15 protein-coding genes are annotated in these 16175 nt (G+C 38.5%); 12 read left to right on the top strand and 3 right to left on the bottom strand.

Annotated elements, in window-relative coordinates:
* Positions 1–57: 57 nt before the first annotated feature.
* The 7 genes from J582_RS06005 to J582_RS05980 all read left to right on the top strand — a co-directional run bounded on the left by J582_RS06005 (position 58) and on the right by J582_RS05980 (position 9667).
* Complete coding sequence (locus J582_RS06005) at positions 58–1815, top strand: copper resistance system multicopper oxidase (RefSeq protein ID WP_079266999.1); 1758 nt, start codon at positions 58–60, stop codon at positions 1813–1815.
* Entirely contained in the window at positions 1802–2731 is a 930-nt protein-coding gene (locus J582_RS06000) for a copper resistance protein B (protein ID WP_001260874.1), read from the top strand. Before J582_RS06005 ends, J582_RS06000 begins: the two co-directional genes overlap by 14 nt.
* 45 nt (positions 2732–2776) lie before the next feature.
* Entirely contained in the window at positions 2777–3238 is a 462-nt protein-coding gene (locus J582_RS0104320) for a hypothetical protein (RefSeq protein ID WP_000771473.1), read from the top strand.
* A 77-nt stretch (positions 3239–3315) separates the two neighbouring features.
* The gene (locus J582_RS05995) at positions 3316–4620 is read left to right on the top strand and encodes a TolC family protein (protein ID WP_032047486.1); all 1305 of its coding nucleotides are present in this window, start codon (positions 3316–3318) and stop codon (positions 4618–4620) included.
* The gene (locus J582_RS05990) at positions 4620–6110 is read left to right on the top strand and encodes an efflux RND transporter periplasmic adaptor subunit (protein ID WP_000945698.1); all 1491 of its coding nucleotides are present in this window, start codon (positions 4620–4622) and stop codon (positions 6108–6110) included. Before J582_RS05995 ends, J582_RS05990 begins: the two co-directional genes overlap by 1 nt.
* A gap of 14 nt (positions 6111–6124) precedes the next feature.
* Entirely contained in the window at positions 6125–9271 is a 3147-nt protein-coding gene (locus J582_RS05985) for an efflux RND transporter permease subunit (RefSeq protein WP_000561666.1), read from the top strand.
* A 33-nt stretch (positions 9272–9304) separates the two neighbouring features.
* Positions 9305–9667 (top strand): copper-binding protein, encoded by a 363-nt coding sequence (locus J582_RS05980; RefSeq protein WP_000911302.1) that lies wholly within the window; start codon positions 9305–9307, stop codon positions 9665–9667.
* Between the two features lie 71 nt (positions 9668–9738).
* Here the strand turns inward: J582_RS05980 and feoB are convergent, their stop codons facing one another.
* The 3 genes from feoB to J582_RS05965 are packed head-to-tail and all read right to left on the bottom strand — an operon-like array spanning position 9739 to position 13137.
* Complete coding sequence (feoB, locus tag J582_RS05975) at positions 9739–11568, bottom strand: ferrous iron transporter B (protein ID WP_001086233.1); 1830 nt, start codon at positions 11566–11568, stop codon at positions 9739–9741.
* Positions 11558–11818: a FeoA family protein gene (locus tag J582_RS05970; RefSeq protein WP_001048218.1), complete on the bottom strand. Its 261-nt coding sequence runs from the start codon at positions 11816–11818 to the stop codon at positions 11558–11560. Before J582_RS05970 ends, feoB begins: the two co-directional genes overlap by 11 nt.
* A gap of 11 nt (positions 11819–11829) precedes the next feature.
* Positions 11830–13137, bottom strand: coding sequence for a cation transporter (locus tag J582_RS05965; RefSeq protein WP_032047485.1), 1308 nt, complete (start codon positions 13135–13137; stop codon positions 11830–11832).
* Positions 13138–13212: 75 nt separating this feature from the next.
* On the opposite strand from J582_RS05965, the gene cadR reads away from it, so the two are divergent.
* The 5 genes from cadR (at position 13213) to arsB (ending at position 16171) form a co-directional block, all read left to right on the top strand.
* Complete coding sequence (gene cadR / locus J582_RS0104315; protein WP_000480874.1) at positions 13213–13605, top strand: Cd(II)/Pb(II)-responsive transcriptional regulator; 393 nt, start codon at positions 13213–13215, stop codon at positions 13603–13605.
* 224 nt (positions 13606–13829) lie between these two features.
* The gene (arsC, locus tag J582_RS05960) at positions 13830–14264 is read left to right on the top strand and encodes an arsenate reductase (glutaredoxin) (RefSeq protein WP_032047484.1); all 435 of its coding nucleotides are present in this window, start codon (positions 13830–13832) and stop codon (positions 14262–14264) included.
* Between the two features lie 55 nt (positions 14265–14319).
* Positions 14320–14643, top strand: coding sequence for a metalloregulator ArsR/SmtB family transcription factor (locus tag J582_RS05955; RefSeq protein WP_000373080.1), 324 nt, complete (start codon positions 14320–14322; stop codon positions 14641–14643).
* Between the two features lie 6 nt (positions 14644–14649).
* The gene (locus J582_RS05950; RefSeq protein WP_000670223.1) at positions 14650–15123 is read left to right on the top strand and encodes an arsenate reductase ArsC; all 474 of its coding nucleotides are present in this window, start codon (positions 14650–14652) and stop codon (positions 15121–15123) included.
* Positions 15124–15130: 7 nt separating this feature from the next.
* Entirely contained in the window at positions 15131–16171 is a 1041-nt protein-coding gene (arsB, locus tag J582_RS05945) for an ACR3 family arsenite efflux transporter (RefSeq protein WP_000068658.1), read from the top strand.
* Positions 16172–16175: the final 4 nt, after the last annotated feature.

Below are 16175 nucleotides of genomic sequence, written 5' to 3'. Positions count from 1 at the left end.
GAAAAGTATTTTATCCACCTGCTTAGCCCTCAATTAACTATAGATAGGTGAAAATAAATGTCTAGAAAATTAAGTCATGTCCTTTTAATAGGAGTCGGATTGTTTTCGTCGACTTGGGTTATGGCAGCGGTTAAAGAATATGATTTAACAATTGCTGAACAGACGGTGAATATTACAGGAAAGCCTCTAAAACGAATTACTGTAAATGGTAAGTTTGTTGCGCCTCTTCTTGAGTTTGAGGAAGGCGATGATGCCGTTATTCGTGTACACAACAAGTTGAAAAACCAAGATTCTTCAATTCATTGGCATGGTTTAATTTTACCTGGCATCATGGATGGAGTACCTGGGTTCAACCAGTTTGATGGTATTGCACCAAATAAAACCTATGAATATAAATTCAAGGTTCGTCAGAATGGAACCTATTGGTATCACTCGCATAGTAAAGGTCAAGAGCAAGATGGTCTGTATGGCCCTTTAGTCATTTATCCCAAAAATAAAGTACCTTTAACGGCCGGAGAAAAAGCTGATAGAGATTACGTAGTCTTACTCTCTGATTTTCACAACTCTACTAGTGGTCAGATTATGAGTAATCTCAAGAAAGAAGCTGATTACTACCAGAATCGAAGAGAAACAGTTTTTGATGTTTTTAGGCAGATTAAAAGAGACGGTTTAAAGGCAACATGGAAAGATCGTTCCATGTGGAATCAGATGCGAATGCTTAAGACAGATATGTCTGATGTAACAAACTATACGTTTTTAATGAATGGTAAGACTCCAGAACAAAATTGGACTGGAAATTTTAAAGCTGGAGAAAAAGTACGTCTTCGGTTTATTAATGCCTCGGCAATGTCTTTGTTCGATGTAAGAATTCCTAATCTGAAAATGACAGTAGTCAGCGCAGATGGACAACCAGTAAAACCCGTGCCAGTGGATGAATTCCGGATAGGAACAGCTGAGACTTATGATGTTATTGTAGAACCGAAACAAGCAAATTATCAGATTGAAGCTGAATCTATTGATCGAAGTGGTTTTTCTATTGGTACATTACATGATGAAAATACTTCACTTGTAAAAAGTACTACGATGCCGACACCTCGTCCCCGTGCTTTACTGACGATGGAAGATATGGGAATGGATCATGATATGTCTTCAATGAAAGGTATGGATCATGATATGTCTTCAATGAAAGGTATGGATCATGATATGTCTTCAATGAAAGGTATGGATCATGATATGCCTTCAAAAACAGTAAGCTCTTCTGGATCTGATCAAGTGGTTTACGGATGGGCGAATGCATCAACACCAGCTGGTCTAAAAGCACTTCAATATAGTGATTTACAATCTTTAACCCCCCAAAAAGATACCCGTGCTCCAGAACGTGAAATTGAAATCCGCTTAGGTGGAAATATGGAGCGCTATATTTGGACAATTAATGGTAAGAAGTTTAATGAAACTGAACCATTTAAAGTGAAATATGGTGAGCGTATACGCTTGAAATTTGTTAACGATAGTATGATGGCTCATCCAATGCATTTACATGGCATGTTTATGCAACTGGAAAATGGCCAAGATCCTAGCAATATGCCGAATAAACATACAGTAATTGTTCCACCAGGTAAAACAGTTACAACTTTATTAACGGCTGATGAGTTAGGTGAATGGGCTATCCATTGCCATTTGCTCTATCACATGTCTGCTGGAATGATGAATAAACTTATTGTGGCAAATGTCGATAGTAATAGTACTGATTCGAAAGATGTTGTTGCTCAACCTAATACTAATGATAAGGGGGTAAATCAACATGCGCACCACTAAAAAAATATATTCTAAGACATTTTTATCTATAGCTTTAATTGGATTATCAGGTGTAGCTTTTGCAAATGATACTGCTGTTCAAAGCATGGATAGTAGTACTAAATCCTCTCAGTCCGAGAGTATGAAAATGCTGTTAAAAGAGCCTGGTGGATTAGGTTATGTTGATCGTAATACTTACCAAAATTCAACTTCTGGTAATGATGGAGATAATGGTATAGGCCTGGAAGCCGAAACTTCTAATAACCGAAATCATGATAAACATCTGAAAGAACATGGTGGACAAGTTTTCCAAATGACTAAGTTTGAGAATGAGTGGACTGTGGATGAAGATGGCAAAGGTGCTTTAGGATCGAAAATTGAAACATTGATAGGTACAGATGAAAATCGCCTATTTATTGAAGCAAATTTGGATAAAGCAGAAAGTCATGATCCAAAATATGATGTATCTGCGCTTTATAGCCGTAATGTAGCACCCTTTTGGGATGTACAGGCTGGGGTGAGATACAGTGAAGATAAAAATAACAGCAACAGCGATCGGGTTGATGGTGTTGTTGGCGTGTTGGGATTAGCTCCATATTTCTTTGAAACCCAAGCTTATTTGTACGGTGGTGAGAATAATTTTTGGGGGGCAAGCTTAGAAGTCGAGCGTGATTTCCTGTTAACCCAGAAATTGATCACACAACCTTATCTTGAAGTAGATGCTGTATTTAGCGATGATTCTAACTATGCTGCAAAATCAGGTTTGTCTGAACTAAAAACCGGTATTAAAACCCGATATGAAGTCACTAAAAGAGTCAGACCTTTTGTGGATGTTGCTTACCAATATGAAAAAGGACAAAAAGCAACTAACGTGCAAGAAGCAACTGAGTCCGAAAAAGGATGGAAATATGGTGCAGGCATCGAATTGGTATTTTAAAATACTATAACTTGAAATCATGAATAGTAGTTTCGGCTACTATTCATGAAATTGTTGCTATTACGATTCAATTCTGTAAAACTAAAAAAGCTTAAAATTTGGTCTATGTCTATGCAGTGGTTAAAAACATGCCTATCGCTGTTTTTATCGTTTGCTATCCTGTTAGTAGGATCGGCTGCTGTTGCCTCGTCTGTACATAAACGATGTTTAATGCCATCTGAACAGATGCAATCCATGCAAATGGAAGAGTCGAAAAATCAGAATATGATGCATACTGATTGTATGAAAGGAGAAGCAAAGTCCAAAAAAACTCTGCATGATCCATCCTGTCTGTCTGAACAAGATTGCATTATGTCTTTTACCAAGCTTGTATATGCTAATGACGTTCAGGGTATTTTGCACTCAATGGTTTCCTTTCCTATAGAGCGCTCAGCTTTTTACTCTTTAGATCAAAATCTTCCTTCTCCATACCCTTCGGGTTTATGGAAGCCTCCACGCTCTAACTAATTTGATAGTCCTCTATCATTCATAGAATTTTCTATGAATGTTCTGCGCGTGCGCGTAAACATTTTAGAGCAAAAAATATGAATATTTATAAAGAAAAGAAATCTCATCGTAAGAGATGGCCAATAGCTACTATCTGTTTCTGTCTGGTCTATGGTCAGGCTTATGCTGAGCCATTAACTTTGAATACAGCTATGAAGCTTGCTGAGCAATATGCACCTACCCTAAGAGCAAATAGTGCAAGGATTGAAGGGGCTGAAAATATGGTTTCAGCTTCAGGTATTTTACCCAACCCTAAATTATTTGTAGGTTTAGATAATTACCCTGTATCCGGCGATGCCGCATGGTCAGTCACACGCGAAGGTATGACTATGCAAAAAATTGGCGTGATGCAAGATTTTCCAAATCGTGCCAAAAGACAAGCTGAGGTCGATTTAGCAAAAGCTGAACTAGGTTCGGCCAATGCTCAAACTGAGATTCTGCGTATTGAGGTACGTCAGAAAGTCGCATCTGCTTGGCTTAAGCGCTTTTATCTTGAACGTAAATTAGCACTATATGATGAACTGTTTTCAGAGAATCGATTACTTTCTCAAATTACTCAAACACAGGTCATCTCTGGTCGTACAATCATTGCCGATGCACTTGATCCAAGACAAGAAGCCACGGTATTGCTTGACCAGAAGGATGATTTACTTCGTGATTTAAATAAAGCCAAGTTAGAGTTGCATCGGTTAGTCAGTGCAGAACCTACTGAAAATCTCTCTCAAATTGAAACCTTACCTGACCAAGCACCATCTATCTACCTTGATACATCAAAGCTATATCATCATTTGCATCAACATCCTGAATTAAAAGCATTTCAGGCAGAAAAGCAAACTGCTGAAGCAAAACTGAAGCAAGCTCAGGCTTTACAGAAACCAGATTGGGGTATTGAACTTGCTTATCAGCATCGAGCACCCGAATTTGGCGATATGATCGGGGTGCAACTAACAACAGAGCTTCCTGTCTTTTCAAAAAGACGTAGTAGTCCACTCATTCAGGCAGCTTTAGCCGAACAAAACAGGATTACCGCCGATCAAGAAGTCCAATACCGTGACCATCTCACTATGCTAGATGATGGGTTATCCGATCTTGATGCACTTGATCAGCAAATTAGACGTGCGATGCAAACAAGTATTCCACTCGCTAAACAAAAAGTGGGTTTACAGTTGGCAAGCTATCAAGCAGGTAAAAGTAATTTGTCTAATGTTATTGCTGCTCGACAAGCTCTTTTAGAACAGCGTTTGCGTCTCATTGATCTCCAACAGCAACAGGCTGTGACTAAAGCCCAACTTTATTATGCCTTTGAAGAACCGACCTTAAACCATGTTGAGGGGCAGCCATAATGTTAAGAAATAAATTAGCAGTTACTGTCATGGGCGTTGCGGTAATTAGTCTGGCTGCGGGTGGTGGTGCTGGATACTGGATTGCACATCAGAAATACAATCCTCAATCAGGTCCGCAACAGGCTGCCAAAGTGTTGTATTGGTACGACCCAATGAAGCCTGAACAGCATTTTGATAAACCGGGGAAATCGCCATTTATGGACATGCAACTGGTTCCTAAATATGCAGATGAAAATACTACGATGACTGAAGACAGTTATCCTGCGGTTAAGATTGATCCATCCCTCCAACAAAATTTAGCAATTCGTTATGCTTCAGTCGAACAAGCTGTGATGGGAAATACTTTGTTAACCAATGGTATATTGCAGACCAATGAACGACAGGTAGCTATTTTACAAACAAGAGCAAGTGGTTTCGTCCAACGAGTGTACGGACATGCTGTTGGGGATATGGTGACGCAAGGCAGTCCCATAGCTGATATTTCAATACCTGAATGGACAGGAGAACAAACTGAATTTCTAGCTGTACTCCGAACAAGAGATCGTTCTCTTATTCAGGCAAGCCGACAACGTTTACAGCTTTTAGGAATCCCACAAAATGTGATTAATCAAGTCGAGCGGACACATCGAGTGCAATCCAATATGACTTTAAGTGCACCTGTAAGTGGATTTATTGATTCGTTAGAAGTCCGCAATGGAATGGCTTTAGCTATGGGGCAAACGCTTGTCACCATCAAGGGGATAAGCCCAATCTGGTTAGAAGCATCTGTTCCAGAAGCACAAATTGCCGGGATAAAACGGGGAATGAAAGTTGAAGCTACTTTTGTTGCATATCCTCAAATAGTGTCCGGTAAAGTCATTGATATTTTACCAACTTTGGATAGCACGAGTAGAACCATAAAAGTTCGTATTGAGTTGCCCAATAGAGAGGGATTGCTCAAGCCGGGAATGTTTGCTTCCGTTAAATTCTCCAACAACCCACAAAGCAATTTAGTTATACCAGAGCAAGCTGTTATACGTACAGGTACTCGGAACGTTGTCATTGTGGGACATGAGCAAGGGCGTTTTGAACCTGTTGTAGTACAGTTAGGTCAAAGTGATGGCAATAAAATTGCAATTCTAAAAGGGTTGAAAGCTGGTCAGAAGGTGGTAATTTCAGGGCAATTCCTGATTGATTCTGAAGCAAATTTACAAGGTGTATTGGATAAGCTGAACACTGGACAATCGAAGACTTCATCTCAAGTGGTTAAGACATCAATATATCAAGGCATTGGTAAAGTTGAAAAAGTCACAGCTCAAGACATTACCATTTCACATCAGGCGATTCCTGAGTTGGGTTGGGGGGCTATGACTATGAGCTTTAAACAACCAGTGCAACCATTTACCCAAATTCAGCAAGGCGATCAGGTCCGTTTTAGTTTTACACATGCTAGAGATACTTACGTTATTTCTGACATTTCCAAGATGTCTATGACATCTATGAAGAACTAAACGGGAGGACGATTATGATTGCCCGTATTATTCGTTTTTCAATTGCAAATCGTGTATTTGTCCTGTTGGCCGCTTTAATTCTGGCTGCTTGGGGAACTTGGGCCGTAAAGAATACTCCGGTCGATGCATTACCAGATTTGTCTGATGTACAAGTAATTATTCGAACTAATTTTTCTGGTCAGGCACCACAAATTGTTGAAAATCAGGTGACCTACCCTTTAACAACAACCATGTTATCGGTGCCCGGTGTTAAAACTGTTCGCGGTTATTCTTTTTTTGGTGACTCATTTGTTTATGTCATCTTTGATGAACATACTGACCTTTACTGGGCCCGTTCTCGTGTATTGGAGTATCTAAATCAAATTCAAGGGAAAATGCCTGCAAATGCGAAATCTTCATTGGGACCAGATGCCACTGGCGTTGGTTGGGTTTATGAATATGCATTAGTAGACCCAACAGGACAGCATGATCTTTCGGAGCTGAGAAGCATACAAGACTGGTTTTTAAAGTATGAACTGAAGACATTACCTAACGTGGCTGAAGTTGCCACAATTGGGGGAATGGTTAAGCAATATCAGGTTGTCTTAGACCCAAGCAAGATGGCTACTTTAGGTGTCACACAAAACAATGTCATTGAGGCGATTCAAAAAGCTAATCAGGAAACTGGTGGTTCAGTTCTGGAAATGGCTGAAACGGAATATATGGTGCGGGCTTCTGGTTATTTAAAAACTTTAGATGATTTTCGCCAAATTCCTTTACGAACAAATAGTTTCGGTGTTCCTGTTTCTTTAGGTGATGTTGCAACTATTCAACTTGGTCCAGAAATGCGTCGTGGCATCAGTGAATTGAATGGGCAAGGTGAAACGGTTGGGGGTGTCGTGATTTTACGAGCAGGTAAAAATGCACGTGAAACGATTACTGCTGTGAAAGCGAAGCTAGCTGAATTACAACAAAGTCTACCGAAAGGTGTACAAGTTGTTCCTGTATATGATCGCAGTCAATTGATTGATAGAGCAGTAGAAAATCTCAGCCATAAATTAATTGAAGAGTTTATTGTGGTGGCTTTAGTCTGTGGACTATTCCTCTGGCATTTACGTTCAGCAATGGTGGCTATTGTTTCTTTGCCGCTTGGGATTTTATCTGCTTTCTTGGTGATGCATTATCAAGGGCTAAATGCCAATATCATGTCGTTGGGTGGTATTGCTATCGCGATTGGCGCTATGGTCGATGCCGCAATTGTAATGGTTGAAAATGCACATAAGCATATCGAAACTTGGCAACACGAACATCCTGAGCAAGTCTTGGAAGCACAAGTCCGTTGGAACATCATTACACGTTCTGCCAGTGAGGTCGGGCCAACTTTATTTTTCTGTCTACTCATCATTACCTTATCCTTCATTCCTATTTTTACTTTACAGGCACAAGAAGGTCGCTTGTTCTCACCACTGGCATTTACTAAAACCTATGCAATGGCAGCAGCAGCAGGTTTATCCATTACCTTGATTCCCGTTTTAATGGGTTATTGGATTCGAGGGAAATTACCTTCTGAACAGCGTAATCCACTGAACCGTTTTCTGATCAAAATATACAGCCCTATGTTGGATAAGGTTTTAGCTCATCCAAAGACAATTTTACTTGGTGCATTGCTAATTTTCCTTATTAGTCTTTTCCCTTTAACACGGTTAGGTGGGGAGTTTCTACCCAATATGGATGAAGGTGATTTACTGTATATGCCTTCAGCTTTACCGGGATTGTCCGCAGCAAAAGCTTCTGAGCTACTCCAACAGACTGATCGAATGATTAAAACCGTTCCTGAAGTTGCAACAGTATTCGGTAAAGCTGGTCGCGCAGAGTCAGCCACAGATTCTGCACCATTAGAAATGTTTGAAACCACGATTCAGTTCAAACCACGGTCTGAATGGCGTTCAGGTATGACACCTGACAAATTGATAAAAGAACTAGATAAGGCAGTCCAAGTACCGGGTTTAACAAACATTTGGGTGCCACCTATCCGTAACCGGATTGATATGTTGGCAACTGGGGTGAAAAGTCCAATCGGGATTAAGGTTTCAGCAAATGATCTGCAAGATATTGATCGGGTAGCACAGCAAATTGAACAAGTGGCTAAACAGGTGCCCGGTGTTAGTTCAGCTTTAGCTGAACGGCTCACAGGTGGTCGATATGTTGATGTTGATATTAACCGTATGCAGGCTGCGCGATATGGTCTCAATATTAAAGATGTACAGCAAATCGTCTCATCAGCGATTGGCGGGGAAAATATTGGTGAAACTGTTGAAGGCTTGGCACGGTATCCCATTAATGTACGTTACCCACGAGAGATTCGAGATTCACTGGAAGCCTTAAGAAATTTACCGATTCTAACTGAATCTGGTCAACAAATAGTCTTGAGTAGTGTTGCTAATATTCAAATTACAGATGGGCCGCCAATGCTTAAAAGTGAGAATGCCCGTCCAAGTGGTTGGATCTATGTCGATGTACAAGGACGTGACTTAGCTTCGGTTGTACAAGATTTGAAGCAGGCCATAGACCAAAAAGTAAAACGTTCTTCTGCCATGAGCATTAGCTATTCAGGACAGTTTGAGTTCATGGAGCGTGCGAATGCTCGCTTAAAAGTTGTTATTCCAATTACTTTGATGATCATTTTTCTATTGCTCTATTTGATTTTTAGGCAAGTACAAGATGCTGTTCTGATTATGGCAACACTACCTTTTGCCTTGATTGGTGGTATTTGGGCTATGTACTTGAGTGATTATCACTTTTCGGTTGCGATTGCTGTTGGTTTTATTGCACTTGCTGGTGTTGCCGCAGAGTTTGGTGTAGTCATGTTGTTCTATTTAAAGCAAGCAATTGAGCATGCACAGCAAAGCCTATCTTCTTCAACGGCATCCTTAACAGAGCAACAACTCAATAAGGCAATTCATACAGGAGCCGTGCTACGTGTTCGCCCTAAAGCAATGACAGTCGCTGTCATTTTGGCGGGGTTAATCCCTATTCTGTTGGGGACTGGAACAGGTTCTGAATTAATGAGTCGTATTGCTTTACCTATGGTTGGGGGGATGATTTCAGCCCCTCTCTTATCTATGTTTGTTATCCCTGCGGCATATCAGCTTTTAATCAAAAGAAAACTATCAAAGAATTGATAGTTTTATTATTTCGTCAAAAGAGGTTTTATTATGTTGAAATTTATGAAAATTGTGGCTCTTGTTGCAACTGTTGCTGCGTTAAGTGCATGTAGCAAAAATGAGGCATCAGAGCAAAAGAAAGCGGAAGCACCGATGGAGCAGATGAGTAAAGAGTCATCTACAGTTGCAACAGCTCAAGCTGTTGGTGTGATTACTGCTATTGATACGAAAGAAAATATTCTAACACTCGACCATGAAGCAATTCCTGCAATTAAATGGCCTGCAATGACCATGGGCTTTAAAGTTGCAGATCCAGCATTATTGAATGGTTTAACTGTAGGGGAAAAGGTTGACTTCGAATTAAAAATAGAGGGTGAGAGTCAGATTATTGTTGCTGTGAAAAAAAGCTCATAATCAGTTTGATACTTAAAAGAAAAATGGATGCGAAGGCATCCATTTTTCTTTATGAAATATTCTTATTTTGATTAAAGTCTACTAATAAGCTGATATGTAATGAAGGCAAAGAAATACGCAAGCCCAAATAAGTAAGTCGCCATAATAACAGGCTGTTTCCAGCTACCAGTTTCACGACGAATGGTCGCTAATGTTGCAAGACAATGTGGTGCGAAAATGTACCAAACTAATAATGACATCCCTGTAGCTAGCCCCCAACCATCAGGACCAGAGATTTGACTCAACAATGTTTGAGTTACAGTATCTTCATCTCCAGACATAGCATAAATTACACCTAAAGCAGCAATGACAACTTCCCTTGCAGCCATAGCAGGAATTAATGCGATACAGATTTCCCAAGTAAAGCCAATAGGTGCAAATATAGGCTGAATAATGTGTCCAAGTTGTCCAGCTAAACTATAGTTGATAGCAGGCATCGTGGCATGCTCAGGTGGTTGAGGGAACGTAACCAACACCCAAAGCAATATAGATAATGCTACGATAATACCACCAACTCTTTTTAGAAAGATCGTAGCTCGATCATAAAGTCCTAATGCAACGTTTCGAATATCTGGCAATCGATAAGTAGGCAACTCAAAGATAAAAATACTTTCTGTTTTATCTTTTCTAACTAGTTTCAAAAATAAAGAAACACATAATGCTGAAACAATTCCAGCCATATATAGTCCAAAAAGAACTAAACCTTGTAGGCTCAACCAACCATAAACTAATTTGTTTGGAATGAATGCCGCAATTAGCAAAGCATAAACAGGTAATCTTGCAGAACAAGTCATTAATGGCGCAATCATAATGGTTGCTAGACGATCTCTTTCCGAACTAATGCTTCGTGTTGCCATGACACCAGGAATAGCACAGGCAAAACTAGACAATAGTGGAATAAAGGAACGTCCACTTAAACCAGCTTTGGACATTAATTTATCCAAAAGGAATGCTGCTCGTGGCAAATAACCTGATTCTTCTAAAATTAAAATAAAGAAGAATAAGATAAGGATCTGCGGCATATAAGCCAAAACACTACCCGATCCAGCGATTACCCCATCAACAATAAGACTTCTAAGTAATGGATGAGTAATAAGCGGGCCAATTGTATTACCTAACCAAGCAATTGCATTTTCAATTAATGAGATAAAAGGTTGTGCCCAGATAAAAACGGCTTGGAACATGACAAACATGGTAAGCGTTAGGATGACTAAACCAAGTACAGGATGTAAGAAAATTTTATCCAAGAAAGCTGTTCTTGCATCACCGTTATCATTTTTTAAAATTACCTGTTTAGTAATATTTTTAATCTGATCAAAATGATTCAGATCAGAATGATAAGGAGTGACAAATAGATTTTTTTGATCTAATTGATTTAGTAGTTCTTGCACGCCTTTAGTTTTAACGGCAACAGCCTCAATAACAGGGATACCCAACAATTCTGATAGCTTATTAATATCTATCGAAATACCACGCTTTTTGACCTCATCCATCATATTTAAAACAAGAAGCATTGGTCGATTCAATGCCCTTATTTCAAGCACAAGACTTAAATGTAAATGTAAATTAGTGGCATCAACCACACATACATATATATCAGGTAGAACCTCACCCTCAAGCTCACCTAAGCATACAGCCCTTGTTACCTCTTCATCTAGACTCGTAGGCTTTAAGCTGTATGTGCCGGGCAAATCTAAAACTCGAACTGATTCACCAGAAGGTAGTTTAAAAAAACCTTCTTTCCGCTCAACAGTAACACCAGCATAATTAGCTACTTTTTGACGAGTACCTGTTAAAGTATTAAAGAGAGATGTTTTCCCACAATTTGGGTTACCAATAAGTGCAATATTTTTACTGTTCATTTGAAACAATCTCTACAAAAATTCGTTCAGCTTCATTCTTTCTTAACGCAAATCGAGAAGTTTCAATTTGAACCAATACTGGATCACCACCGAAAAGTCCCTTAGCTAGAACTTGTAAAGTTTCACCAATTCTGAAACCTAACAATTCAAGTCGTTCGAGAACTGGATCATTTTTATCTAAATATTGGTTACCTTTTTTTAGGTCAACAATTTTGACAAATTCGTTTGGTTTAACTTGGAATAAATTCATTTTTAATACTCTTATTTCAATGCCAAAATTTTTCGAGCACCGTTAAGTACGAAAAGTGAAACAATTATTCCTATAACAAGATCTGGATATGCGGAACCTGTCAAAGCAACTAGTATCCCTGCACAAATCACACCAAAATTGACTATGATATCATTGGATAAAAAGACCCAACTAGCCTTCATGTGTGCACCATCATTTTTTTGATGAGACATTAGGTATATACAATAAAAATTGGCAATTAGCGCTAAAGCAGCAATTCCAATCATCAAGAAAGACTCTGGCTCACTACCATAAATGAACCGACGCACAACATCTACAATTACAGAAGTAGCGAGAATTAACTGTAACCAGCCTGAAAGATGCGCTGCTTTTAATTGTTTTTTTACACTTTTACCAACAACAAACAGTGCTATACCAAACACTGTGGCATCAGCAAGCATATCCAATGAGTCAGCAATCAAGCCTGTAGAGGCAGCTACCAAACCACTGATAAACTCTATAAAGAATAATAGGAGATTAATCGCTAAAAGAATTTTTAAAACTTTTGCTTGTTCAGACGTATCTGCTTTTTCAGGCATTTCACCCACAGAGGCAGCGGTACTTTCAAGTTTGGCTCCAAAACCAAGTGCTTCAAGTTTGCTAGTAATTTCATTAAGACCATCATTATGAAAAACTTTTAATTTCCGATTAGGTAAATCAAATATTAGTCCTTTGACCTCACTCACTGGAGACAATGCCATACGAACCATTTGCTCCTCAGCAGAGCAATCCATTTTCGGAATCAGAAACGTACTGATTTCTTTTGCATGCTCTTTATTTACATAGGCTTCAGTTTTATTTAATTTAGCGCCAAACCCAAGAGCTTCAAGTTTTGCAGTGATTTCATTACTTTCACCATTATGCATAACTTTTAGGTTTCGATTCGGCAAATCAAAAACTAGCCTCTTAACATTTACCAAAGAAGATAAAGTCATCCGAACCATTTGTTCCTCTGCGGAACAATCCATTTTAGGGATTTTATAGTCACTGATGAAAGTCGCTACACCCTCATTATCACTGATTATCTCAGGTGAACTTATTGAATCTGGGGTGCAACATGAGTTTGACTGCGTAGAACATGGCTGAATACTAGCACAAGAATCTTTTTCATCTGGCTTAGATTGTTGTGGTACTTCATTACCACAACAAGAGCTTTTACTTTCTTCAGCAGTTAAATCTTTACTGTTACCAGAATTTGTTTCTGATTCATTTTGATTTTGCTTAGTGTCTTCACAAGAACTTTCTTTATTACAACCGCAACCACTCATTGATGTGCCCATAGTCATATCTTTACTTATTGCATATTAAAATCTCTATAGCTACTATAGAGTCAAGTTGGATTTTGAGTATTTCTAATGTTTATGAAGATAGGAGAGCTCTCTGAGAAAACGTCGTGCTCAGTACTGACAATACGGTTTTATGAAAAAGAAGGTTTAATCCCGCAACCTGATCGAACTCAAGGTAACTATAGACTATATACTGAAGATTACATTGATCGGTTGAAATTCATTGTGAATTGTCGTTCTTTGAATATGAACTTAATTGAAATCAAAAAATTACTAAATTATAAGGATCTGCCTAATCTAAATTGTTCTGATGTGAATGAGCTTATCGATTCACATATTAACGATGTAGAGGAAAATATTCGGAATCAGCAGAAACTCATACAGCAGCTATTAGAAATAAGAAAGACTTGTGATGGGTTATGTACAGTGGACAAATGTGGTGTACTGAAGAAGTTAGCCTGAATAAAAAGTTAGTGATCACATTTGTTTCTCAAACTTACTGATACGTATATTGGCTTATTTAATATTATTGCTAAATTCTTAATCTAAAATGAATTGTTTACAGCAGTTTTTCAAATTTAACTAGCTTATTTAATGGATTGTATTTTGCAGACCATCATATATGAAGTTGCATATATATGCTAATTCATATATAAAGATATTAATATATTAGAGGTCCCAGTTTCATGACAACTTCATTAGATGTAAAGATTTATCACAATCCTGCTTGTGGCACCTCTCGGAATACTTTGGCTTTGATTCGCAATACAGGAATTGAACCAACCGTTATTGAATATCTCATTACACCACCTAGTCATGACGAATTAGTTAAATTGATTCAGGATGCAAACTTAACAGTAAGAGAGGCTATTCGTCAGAATGTAGATCCTTATCGGGATTTACAGCTTGATCGTAGTGAGTTGAGTGATGAACAACTACTCAGTTTTATGCTTGAACATCCTATTTTGATTAATCGACCATTTGTTGTTACTGAATTAGGTACTCGCTTAAGTCGTCCTTCAGAAGTTGTCTTGGATATTCTGCCATTACCACAAAAAGGTGCTTTCACTAAAGAAGATGGTGAACAAGTGATCGACGAAAATGGTCAGAGAGTAAATTAAAAAATTTAGTTCTTGTATGTGATTATCTGCATATCCAAATTTATAGGTAGCAAAGATGGATCAAGTTAATTTTTTTAAATGCTTATCAGATGAAACCCGTCTCAATATTGTCACTTTAATTGCTGAGAATAAAGAACTCTGTGTTTGTGATCTGACAGAAAAGCTACAACTGAGTCAACCAAAGATTTCTAGGCATTTAGCTTTATTACGCTCTTCTGGTCTCTTACAAGACAGACGACAAAGCCAATGGGTGTACTACAGCATTAATCAACAACTTCCAGCATGGTGTTTTGAAATTCTAGATACTTTAAAAAAAACATCATCTAGTCAAGTTGTAAGCAATACCAACACGCTTTCTATAAATAGTTATTGTGAGTAATAGATTATGAAATTCCTTTTTTTGTGTACTGGAAATAGTTGTCGTAGCATTTTGTCTGAAGTGCTTTTTAACAGTCGTGCTCCTCATGACTGGAAAGCATACAGTGCAGGTAGTAAGCCATCAGGACAGGTGCATCCATTGACTATTGAAACTTTGGAAAACCTTGGTCTTTCAACAGAAGGTTTATGGAGTAAAACCATTGATGACTGTGAGCAATATAAACCTGATGTAGTGATTACTGTGTGTGATTCAGCAGCTCAAGAAGCTTGTCCTCTTTATTTGGGGGGAGCGATCAAGGCACATTGGGGCTTGGCTGATCCATCACATTTAGACTTGCCTAAAGAGGAAAAATTAAAAGCTTTCCAAGTGACAGTAGACCATATCAACCGTCGTTTAGATGCTTTATTTGCACTTGATACAGCAAATATGTCTCGTCCTGAATTAATTGCTGCAATCAATCACATATCAGATATTGAATGAGAAAATCATGGCTCAACAAAGACTGTCATTTTTAGATCGTAACCTGACGCTATGGATTTTCATTGCGATGGGGTTGGGGATTGCGATAGGTGTCTTCTTACCTCAAGCTTCCGTTACTTTAGACAAAATGAGTGTGGATTCTGTCAATATTCCAATTGCGATTGGTTTGATTCTGATGATGTATCCACCGTTAGCCAAAGTGGACTATGCAGCTCTACCACAAGTATTTAAAGACAAAAGAACATTAACTTTGTCTTTAGTACAGAACTGGATTATTGCTCCTGTATTAATGTTTGCATTAGCAATTATTTTTTTGCATAGCTATCCAGAGTATATGACTGGACTAATCCTGATCGGATTAGCTCGTTGTATTGCAATGGTTTTAGTTTGGAATGGTTTAGCCTGCGGCGATAACCAATATGTAGCAGCATTGGTTGCATTCAATAGTATCTTTCAGATTTTGTTCTTTAGTACTTATGCTTGGTTATTTCTTACCTTCTTACCACCTTATTTTGGTATTGCTGGGCAAGTAATCAATGTGGATTTTTGGACGATTACCCACGCGGTATTAATTTACTTGGGTATTCCTTTTTTTCTTGGTTTCTTGACCCGTTTGATCTTAGTCAACGCCAAAGGCTTAGAGTGGTACCAAAATGTCTTTTTACCGAAGATCAGTCCATTAAGTCTATTGGCATTACTGTTTACTATTGTTGCTATGTTTAGTCTCAAAGGTGGAGATGTAGTGAGTCTGCCTTTGGATGTAATTCGAATTGCGATTCCATTAACAATTTACTTTATCGTAATGTTCTTCATTAGTTTCTTTATGAGTAAGTGGATGGGTAATGACTACCCAAAAACTACAGCAATTTCATTTACTGCTGCGGGTAATAATTTTGAGTTAGCACTGGCTGTAGCCATTGCAACCTTTGGTTTAGCATCGCCTGTGGCATTTACTACAGTCATTGGGCCATTAGTTGAAGTACCAGTTTTGATTGCTTTGGTCAGTGTCTCTTTATGGCTAAGAAAAAAGTATTTTGAATCGGTGTAAATCT

This window comes from Acinetobacter sp. 1566109 (assembly GCF_000582255.1).
Taxonomy (GTDB): domain Bacteria; phylum Pseudomonadota; class Gammaproteobacteria; order Pseudomonadales; family Moraxellaceae; genus Acinetobacter; species Acinetobacter nosocomialis.
Note: the sequence above shows the minus strand (reverse complement) of the source record. Positions and strands in the feature narration are given on the sequence as shown.

Excerpts from the sequence above, each read along its gene's own strand:
- J582_RS06005 (WP_079266999.1), top strand. The coding sequence starts at position 58 with ATGTCTAGAAAATTAAGTCATGTCCTTTTAATAGGAGTCGGATTGTTT.
- J582_RS06000 (WP_001260874.1), top strand. The coding sequence starts at position 1,802 with ATGCGCACCACTAAAAAAATATATTCTAAGACATTTTTATCTATAGCT.
- J582_RS0104320 (WP_000771473.1), top strand. The coding sequence starts at position 2,777 with ATGAAATTGTTGCTATTACGATTCAATTCTGTAAAACTAAAAAAGCTT.
- J582_RS05995 (WP_032047486.1), top strand. The coding sequence starts at position 3,316 with ATGAATATTTATAAAGAAAAGAAATCTCATCGTAAGAGATGGCCAATA.
- J582_RS05990 (WP_000945698.1), top strand. The coding sequence starts at position 4,620 with ATGTTAAGAAATAAATTAGCAGTTACTGTCATGGGCGTTGCGGTAATT.
- J582_RS05985 (WP_000561666.1), top strand. The coding sequence starts at position 6,125 with ATGATTGCCCGTATTATTCGTTTTTCAATTGCAAATCGTGTATTTGTC.
- J582_RS05980 (WP_000911302.1), top strand. The coding sequence starts at position 9,305 with ATGTTGAAATTTATGAAAATTGTGGCTCTTGTTGCAACTGTTGCTGCG.
- feoB (WP_001086233.1), bottom strand. The coding sequence starts at position 11,568 with ATGAACAGTAAAAATATTGCACTTATTGGTAACCCAAATTGTGGGAAA.
- J582_RS05970 (WP_001048218.1), bottom strand. The coding sequence starts at position 11,818 with ATGAATTTATTCCAAGTTAAACCAAACGAATTTGTCAAAATTGTTGAC.
- J582_RS05965 (WP_032047485.1), bottom strand. The coding sequence starts at position 13,137 with ATGGGCACATCAATGAGTGGTTGCGGTTGTAATAAAGAAAGTTCTTGT.
- cadR (WP_000480874.1), top strand. The coding sequence starts at position 13,213 with ATGTTTATGAAGATAGGAGAGCTCTCTGAGAAAACGTCGTGCTCAGTA.
- arsC (WP_032047484.1), top strand. The coding sequence starts at position 13,830 with ATGACAACTTCATTAGATGTAAAGATTTATCACAATCCTGCTTGTGGC.
- J582_RS05955 (WP_000373080.1), top strand. The coding sequence starts at position 14,320 with ATGGATCAAGTTAATTTTTTTAAATGCTTATCAGATGAAACCCGTCTC.
- J582_RS05950 (WP_000670223.1), top strand. The coding sequence starts at position 14,650 with ATGAAATTCCTTTTTTTGTGTACTGGAAATAGTTGTCGTAGCATTTTG.
- arsB (WP_000068658.1), top strand. The coding sequence starts at position 15,131 with ATGGCTCAACAAAGACTGTCATTTTTAGATCGTAACCTGACGCTATGG.